Raw genomic sequence first — 6,741 nt, 5'->3', positions numbered from 1 at the left:
GGGCAAGCCCGCTCCCACATTTGAGCGCGATCCACTGTAGGAGCGGGCTTGCCCGCGAAGGGGCCCGTCCAGACAATAAATTAATCAGGTGGCCGGGCGAATAGCCTTGATCAACGAATCCAGCGAATACCCCAACCGCGGCGCCAGCGCTTCGGCGCGGGCGATCAAGCCGTCCATGTCCAGCTCCTGATCCAGTTCCGACGGAACGATCAGAATCACGTTGCCCTCCTTCACCGGCAGCTCCCAATAATGTCGATGATACAAACCGCGCAACAATGCGGCGCCCAAGGGTTTTCCATCGTCGGTAGCCCACTGATTGATCACCAGCCAACCACCCGGATTCAATCGCTTCTGGCAGTTTTCCAGAAAGCTCCAGGCCAGATGACCGACACCCGGACCGACATCGGTATAAAGGTCGACGAAAATCAGATCGGCCGACTCGGCGGTGTCGAGCAGTTCCAGCGCATCGCCAACGCGGATGTACAGGCGCGGGTCGTCATCCAGTCCCAGGTACTCGATGGCCAGACGCGGTACGTCCGGGCGCAGTTCGATGGCTTCGACGTCTTCCAGCGGCAGGAACTTGAGGCAGGCCTGAGTCAGCGTACCGGCGCCGAGACCGAGAAACAGTGCACTTTCCGGTTGCTCGTGGCACAACGCGCCGATCAGCATCGCCCGGGTATAGTCGTACTCAAGCCAGCTCGGATCGGCAGTGAACACGCAGCTTTGCTCGATGGCATCACCGAACTCGAGAAAACGGTAATCGGCCACTTCCAGCACACGAATCACGCCGAACTCGTCCTGTACCTCGGCGAGCAGATGCTCGACGCGCTCCTCAGTCATTTCATCTCCTGATCGTCACCGGGGCCGGCAACGCAATAACACCGCGTGTAGAGAGCGGCAAAGGCGAGATTGTCGGCGAAGCAACGGGAACAGGTCACGCACTAATTTGCTGATAACATGGACGTCCGAGCGAAAACACTAGAGACCGTGATGAGCCAACCCTGGAGCCCTGACAGCTGGCGCGCCCTGCCGATCCAGCAACAACCCCAATACCCTGATGCCGCACATTTGCAGCAGGTCGAGCAGACTCTGGCCAGCTATCCACCCCTGGTGTTTGCCGGTGAAGCCCGGGAGTTGCGCCGTCAGTTTGCCGAGGTAACCCAGGGCCGCGCGTTTCTGTTGCAGGGTGGCGACTGCGCCGAAAGCTTCGCCGAGTTCTCCGCGGCGAAAATCCGCGACACCTTCAAAGTATTGTTGCAGATGGCGATCGTGATGACTTTTGCCGCCGGCTGCCCGGTGGTCAAGGTCGGGCGCATGGCCGGACAGTTCGCCAAGCCCCGTTCGGCCAACGACGAAACCATCGATGGCGTGACCTTGCCCGCCTACCGTGGCGACATCGTCAACGGCATCGGTTTCGACGAAAAAAGCCGCGTGCCGGACCCCGAGCGCCTGTTGCAGTCCTATCACCAGTCCACCGCCACCCTGAACCTGTTGCGCGCGTTCGCCCAAGGCGGATTTGCCGATCTGCATCAGGTGCACAAGTGGAACCTGGACTTCATCGCCAACTCGGCACTGGCAGAAAAATACAGCCACCTGGCCGATCGCATCGATGAAACCCTGGCGTTCATGCGCGCCTGCGGCATGGACAGTTCGCCGCAGTTGCGCGAAACCAGTTTCTTCACCGCCCACGAAGCGTTGCTGCTGAACTATGAAGAAGCCTTCGTGCGTCGCGACAGCCTGACCAACGATTATTACGATTGCTCGGCGCACATGCTGTGGATCGGCGACCGCACCCGCCAGCTCGACGGCGCCCACGTCGAATTCCTGCGCGGGGTGAACAACCCGATCGGGGTCAAGGTCGGCCCGAGCATGAACCCCGACGACCTGATTCGCTTGATCGACGTGCTCAACCCGGACAACGACCCGGGCCGCCTGAACCTGATCGCACGGATGGGCGCGAACAAGGTCGGCGATCATTTGCCGCAGCTGATCCGCGCAGTGCAGCGTGAAGGCAAGCAAGTGCTGTGGAGTTCCGACCCGATGCACGGCAACACGATCAAGGCCAGCAGCGGCTACAAGACCCGCGACTTTGCGCAGATCCTTGGCGAGGTGAAGCAGTTCTTCCAGGTGCACCAGGCCGAAGGCAGCTATGCCGGTGGTATCCACATCGAAATGACCGGGCAGAACGTTACTGAGTGCATTGGTGGGGCGCGACCGATTACCGAGGACGGCTTGTCGGATCGCTACCACACCCATTGCGATCCGCGGATGAATGCCGATCAGTCGCTGGAACTGGCGTTCTTGATTGCGGAAACACTGAAGCAGGTTCGGCGCTAGTTGTTGGCTGCCTGACAGGACGCCTTCGCGAGCAAGCCCGCTCCCACACTTGATTTGTGAACGACACAGAACCAATGTGGGAGCGGGCTTGCTCGCGAAGGGGCCAGTTCAATCACCCTCAATCTGTGCCAATGCCACCCGAAGCCTGTCCGCACTCGCCCGCGGGCAATTCAACTGAACCTGCGCCAATCCCAGCCAAGCCGCCATCTGTCGCAGATTGACCGCCAAAGCCTGCATTCCCTCGTCATCCAGCCCCGGCTGCTCCTCATGCACCGCATGCACCGCCAGCCGCCCCGCCACCCGTTCGGCACGCAGGTCGACCCGCGCGGCAATCCGTTCATTGTGCAAAAACGGCAGGACGTAATAGCCGTAGACCCGTTTTTCCTGCGGCGTGTAAATCTCCAGGCGGTAGCGAAAGTCGAACAGGCGCTCGGTGCGGCTGCGCTCCCAGATCAGCGAATCAAATGGTGAGAGCAATGCACTGGATACGACTTTGCGCGGCACCTTGGGCTCGGGCAGACAGTAAGCCGGCTGTCGCCAACCCTGCACTTCACAGGCACTCAACTCACCTGCCTCGAGTAACTCCGCCAATCGCAAACGACTGTCCGTCGGGTTCAGGCGGAAATAGTCCCGCAAGTCTTTCTCCGTGCCCACGCCCAAGGCTGTCGCGGCATGCAGCAGCAGGCCGCGCTGGGCCTCGGCCTCGCTGAGCACGGGTTGTTGCAGAATCGCCGTAGGGATCACCCGCTCCGGCAGGTCATAGAGCCGTTCGAACCCCCGCCGGCCGGCCACTGTCACTTCCCCGGCGGCGAACAACCATTCCAGCGCATGCTTTTCCGCACTCCAGTCCCACCAGGGGCCGGCCCGTTCCTGACGGGTCGACAGGCTCCCGGCGCCAAGCGCACCGTGCTCCTCGACCGAAGCCAGCACCCGGCGAATGGTGTCCTGTTGTTCATGTCCAAAGCGCGCCAATTGCTGATAAATGTCTTCGCCGCGACTGGCACGCTGCATGCGCCAACGCATCAACGGATACATCGAAAGGGGCAACAACGAGGCTTCATGGCCCCAATACTCGAATAACGTACGGCGCCGGCCCTGGCTCCAGGCAGCCTGGTCGAGTAGATCGGAGGAGTAATTGCCGAGGCGGGAAAACAGCGGAAGGTAGTGCGAACGCACCAATGCATTGACCGAATCGATCTGCAAGATGCCCAGCCGTTCGATCAGGCGATTGAGCGCAACTGCCTTGATCGCCGCCGGCGGCGGCCGCCCGTTGAACCCTTGGGCGACCAGCGCCAGACGCCGAGCCTGTTTGAGGGTAAAGGACAATGTTGCGGGCATGGGCGTCTCCTTGTCTGCTCGCAACCTACCTCACCGGTAAGGGGTTTGTGTAGCGTAGGACTCATCATTTATGCATCGGGTCGTTCCAGAACGGCTTGATCGACTCGTTCTCCACATCCGCACGGCTCATGCCGATGTCCTTGAGTGCTTCGTCGCTCAAGCTCGCCAGCAGTTCGCGCTCGCGATGCAGTTCGTACCAGCGGCCGACCTTGTGCAGCAGATCGGAAATCACGTGAATCGAGTGTTTTTCTGCACCATGGAACTCGTGTTGACCTTTCATCTTGTTGCCCTCCGTTTGGATGGCTCCAGTCTCGCGCCGGGTCTAAGATCAATCCAACGAATGTTTCTGATGTCACATATCTCGGAGATTGATGGATGTCAGCCTACCCGAGCATCGATACCGAAGTGCTGCGCACCTTCGTCGCCATCGCCGACCAGGGCGGCTTTACCCGCGCCGGTGAAATGGTCAACCGCACCCAGTCAGCCGTCAGCATGCAGATGAAGCGACTGGAAGAAGATGTGCTGCAACGCCAGTTGTTCCAGCGCGACGGGCGGCAGGTGCGGCTGACGGCCGAAGGCCAGGTGTTGCTTGGCTATGCGCGGCGGATCCTCAAACTGCACAGCGAGGTCTTCAATACGCTGCGTGAGCCCGACATGATCGGCACGGTGCGCATCGGCACGCCGGACGATTATGTGATGCGATTCCTGCCGGGGATTTTACGCCGGTTTGCCCAGTCCTACCCCCTGATCCAGATAGAAGTGCACTGCGAATCATCAAAACAGTTGCTGATGCGCCAGGACCTGGACCTGTCCATCGTGACTCGCGAACCGGGCAGCGAAATCGGCCAGTTGTTGCGCAAGGAGCGTTTCGTCTGGGCCGAGGCGCAATGCTACAGCGCCCACGAACAGACGCCGCTGCCGCTGGCAATGTTCAATAGTGATTGCTTCTGCCGCCTGTGGGCCTGCAATGCCCTGGATGCCCAGGGGCGCGATTACCGGGTGGCGTACAACAGCGACAGCCTGTCGGCGATCATGGCAGTGGTCAGCGCCGGTTTGGCCGTCACGGCGCAGCTTGAAAGCCTGATCACCGCGGACATGCGCATCCTCGGTGAGGCCGAGGATCTGCCGCTGCTGCCGGAGGCCAGCATCATGCTCGTGCGCAACCTGCATAACCCGTCACCGATCACCGAGTGCCTGGCCGAACACATCATTGAAGGCTTCAAACTTTGAAGGCGAGCGTCACCGCACACGCCACCAGATAGCCGCAGAACAGCCCACGCAGCAGCCGTTCCGGAATTGCATGGGCAATCTTCACGCCCCAACTGATGCTGAGCAGCCCGCCTATCGCCAAGGGCACGCCGATCAACCAGTCCACCTGATGGTGCACGGCATAAGTCACCAACGTCACGCCGGTGCTTGGCAACGCCAGGGCCAGGGACAGTCCTTGCGCCACCACTTGGCTAGTCCCGAACACGCTGGTCAGCACCGGCGTCGCCACCACGGCTCCGCCGACGCCAAACACGCCGCCCATGGTGCCGGACGCCGCACCGAGTACGCCCAGCCATGGCCACGGATAATTCATCTGCGAAGCCGCCGGGGCGCTAGCGGAGAACATTCGTGCCAGGTTAAGGGCCGACAGCACGATGAGGAACCCGACAAACCCTAGACGCATGGTTTGTGCATCAATGCCCACGGCCCATATCGAGCCGAGCCAGGCAAAACTGAAACCCATCGTTGCCAACGGCAGCGCATGTCGCAGTTCAATCCGGTTGCGCTGCTGATAACGCCATAGCGCCAGCATCACGTTCGGCACCACCATCACCAGCGCTGTGCCTTGGGCAATCTGCTGGTCGAGCCCGAACAACACGCCCAGCAGCGGAATAGCGATCAGACCGCCGCCGATGCCAAACAAACCGCCAAGTGTGCCCAGGGCGGCACCGAAGACCAGATACATCAGAAACTCAATCACGGCCGATTTCTCCTCACGTCACGCTATCGATCCTACGCAGTTGCTTCTGGCGCGGAAACGCACAGCAACGCACAATGGCTTTGCCAAATTCGCACAAGCACAAACCTGCCATGAACCCCAATCAACTGACCGACCAACTGGCTTTGTTCCTCGATGTGCTGGAAACCGGCAGTTTTTCCGCCGCGTCGCGCCGTCATCCGATGACCCCTTCGGCCGTGGCACGGCGGATCGACAGCCTGGAAAGCGCGGTCGGCAGTCAGTTGTTCATCCGCAGCACTCATGCGGTACGCGCGACCCCGGCGGGATTGGCCTTTGCCGAGCGCGCGCGGCGGATCGTCGCCGAATTGCTCCTGGCCCGGGCCGAGGCGGTGTCCCTGAGCAGCGCGCCAGAAGGGTTGATTCGTATCGATGCGCCGGCAGCCTTTGGTCGCCGGCACCTGGCACCGGTGATTGCCGATTTCCTGATGCTCTACCCCGGGCTCGACGTGCAACTGCACTTGATCGACAGCTTCGTCGACATGCAGGGCCTGAACCTCGGCAAGGTCGATCTGGTGTTGCGCGCCGGGCAGTTGGCCGACACCCGGCTGGTGGCCACGCCACTGGCAAGCATGATGCGTATCGCCTGCGCCAGCCCTGATTACTTGCGGCGTCGCGGTGTGCCGAGCGATCCGTCACTGCTGATTGAACACGACGGACTCGACTGGGATGGCCTGGCCCCGCCCTTCGCCTGGCGCTTCGAGCGGGACGGGCAAATGCAGTTGCACCGACCGGCGCGGATCCGCATGAGCGCCAACAATGCCGAGGCTCTGGTGTGCGGCGCATTGGCCGGACTGGGGATCGCGCACCTGCCGACCTGGCTGACCAGCGAGTACCTGTTGCGGGGTGAGTTGCTGCCGCTGTTCTGCGACAGCGGCCTGCCGAAACCGGAAAGCGCCGGCATCTATGCCTTGCGCCTGGAACAACAACCCAATTCCCGCAGTCGCTTGTTGCTGGAGTACCTGAAAACCCGCTTCAGCCCCGTTCCGCCCTGGGATCTGGTGCTGCAAACCCATTTGCAACGGCGCTGATCAAAATTATCTGGCGCATTAAAGATTTGC

7 protein-coding genes are annotated in these 6,741 nt (G+C 61.2%); 3 read left to right on the top strand and 4 right to left on the bottom strand.

The window, feature by feature from the left end:
• Window positions 1-84 precede the first annotated feature (84 nt).
• Window positions 85-840: a spermidine synthase gene (locus tag AC07XF_RS07645; RefSeq protein WP_495026023.1), complete on the bottom strand. Its 756-nt coding sequence runs from the start codon at window positions 838-840 to the stop codon at window positions 85-87.
• Between the two features lie 150 nt (window positions 841-990).
• Here AC07XF_RS07645 and AC07XF_RS07640 point away from each other — a divergent pair, with 150 nt between their 5' ends.
• A complete protein-coding gene (locus AC07XF_RS07640) occupies window positions 991-2,337 on the top strand; it encodes a class II 3-deoxy-7-phosphoheptulonate synthase (protein ID WP_007983513.1) in 1,347 nt (448 codons plus the stop codon).
• Window positions 2,338-2,445: 108 nt separating this feature from the next.
• Here AC07XF_RS07640 and AC07XF_RS07635 read toward each other — a convergent pair whose 3' ends face one another.
• Both AC07XF_RS07635 and AC07XF_RS07630 read right to left on the bottom strand, forming a co-directional pair.
• Window positions 2,446-3,675, bottom strand: coding sequence for a winged helix-turn-helix domain-containing protein (locus AC07XF_RS07635; RefSeq protein WP_495026022.1), 1,230 nt, complete (start codon window positions 3,673-3,675; stop codon window positions 2,446-2,448).
• A gap of 64 nt (window positions 3,676-3,739) precedes the next feature.
• Entirely contained in the window at window positions 3,740-3,955 is a 216-nt protein-coding gene (locus AC07XF_RS07630) for a DUF1127 domain-containing protein (protein ID WP_007983517.1), read from the bottom strand.
• A gap of 95 nt (window positions 3,956-4,050) precedes the next feature.
• On the opposite strand from AC07XF_RS07630, the gene AC07XF_RS07625 reads away from it, so the two are divergent.
• The gene (locus AC07XF_RS07625) at window positions 4,051-4,905 is read left to right on the top strand and encodes a LysR substrate-binding domain-containing protein (protein ID WP_322616280.1); all 855 of its coding nucleotides are present in this window, start codon (window positions 4,051-4,053) and stop codon (window positions 4,903-4,905) included.
• On the opposite strand, the gene AC07XF_RS07620 is transcribed toward AC07XF_RS07625, so the two are convergent.
• Complete coding sequence (locus tag AC07XF_RS07620) at window positions 4,895-5,644, bottom strand: sulfite exporter TauE/SafE family protein (protein ID WP_495026021.1); 750 nt, start codon at window positions 5,642-5,644, stop codon at window positions 4,895-4,897. The two genes, AC07XF_RS07625 and AC07XF_RS07620, sit on opposite strands and share 11 nt — an antisense overlap.
• A 110-nt stretch (window positions 5,645-5,754) precedes the next feature.
• Between AC07XF_RS07620 and AC07XF_RS07615 the strand changes: the two genes are divergently transcribed.
• A complete protein-coding gene (locus AC07XF_RS07615; RefSeq protein ID WP_495026020.1) occupies window positions 5,755-6,711 on the top strand; it encodes a LysR family transcriptional regulator in 957 nt (318 codons plus the stop codon).
• Window positions 6,712-6,741 lie beyond the last annotated feature (30 nt).

This window comes from Pseudomonas sp. GW821-FHT01C01 (assembly GCF_059422645.1).
Note: the sequence above shows the minus strand (reverse complement) of the source record. Positions and strands in the feature narration are given on the sequence as shown.

Coding starts and splice junctions, on each gene's coding strand:
- AC07XF_RS07630 (WP_007983517.1), bottom strand. CDS start 3,955: ATGAAAGGTCAACACGAGTTCCATGGTGCAGAAAAACACTCGATTCAC.
- AC07XF_RS07640 (WP_007983513.1), top strand. CDS start 991: ATGAGCCAACCCTGGAGCCCTGACAGCTGGCGCGCCCTGCCGATCCAG.
- AC07XF_RS07635 (WP_495026022.1), bottom strand. CDS start 3,675: ATGCCCGCAACATTGTCCTTTACCCTCAAACAGGCTCGGCGTCTGGCG.
- AC07XF_RS07625 (WP_322616280.1), top strand. CDS start 4,051: ATGTCAGCCTACCCGAGCATCGATACCGAAGTGCTGCGCACCTTCGTC.
- AC07XF_RS07645 (WP_495026023.1), bottom strand. CDS start 840: ATGACTGAGGAGCGCGTCGAGCATCTGCTCGCCGAGGTACAGGACGAG.
- AC07XF_RS07615 (WP_495026020.1), top strand. CDS start 5,755: ATGAACCCCAATCAACTGACCGACCAACTGGCTTTGTTCCTCGATGTG.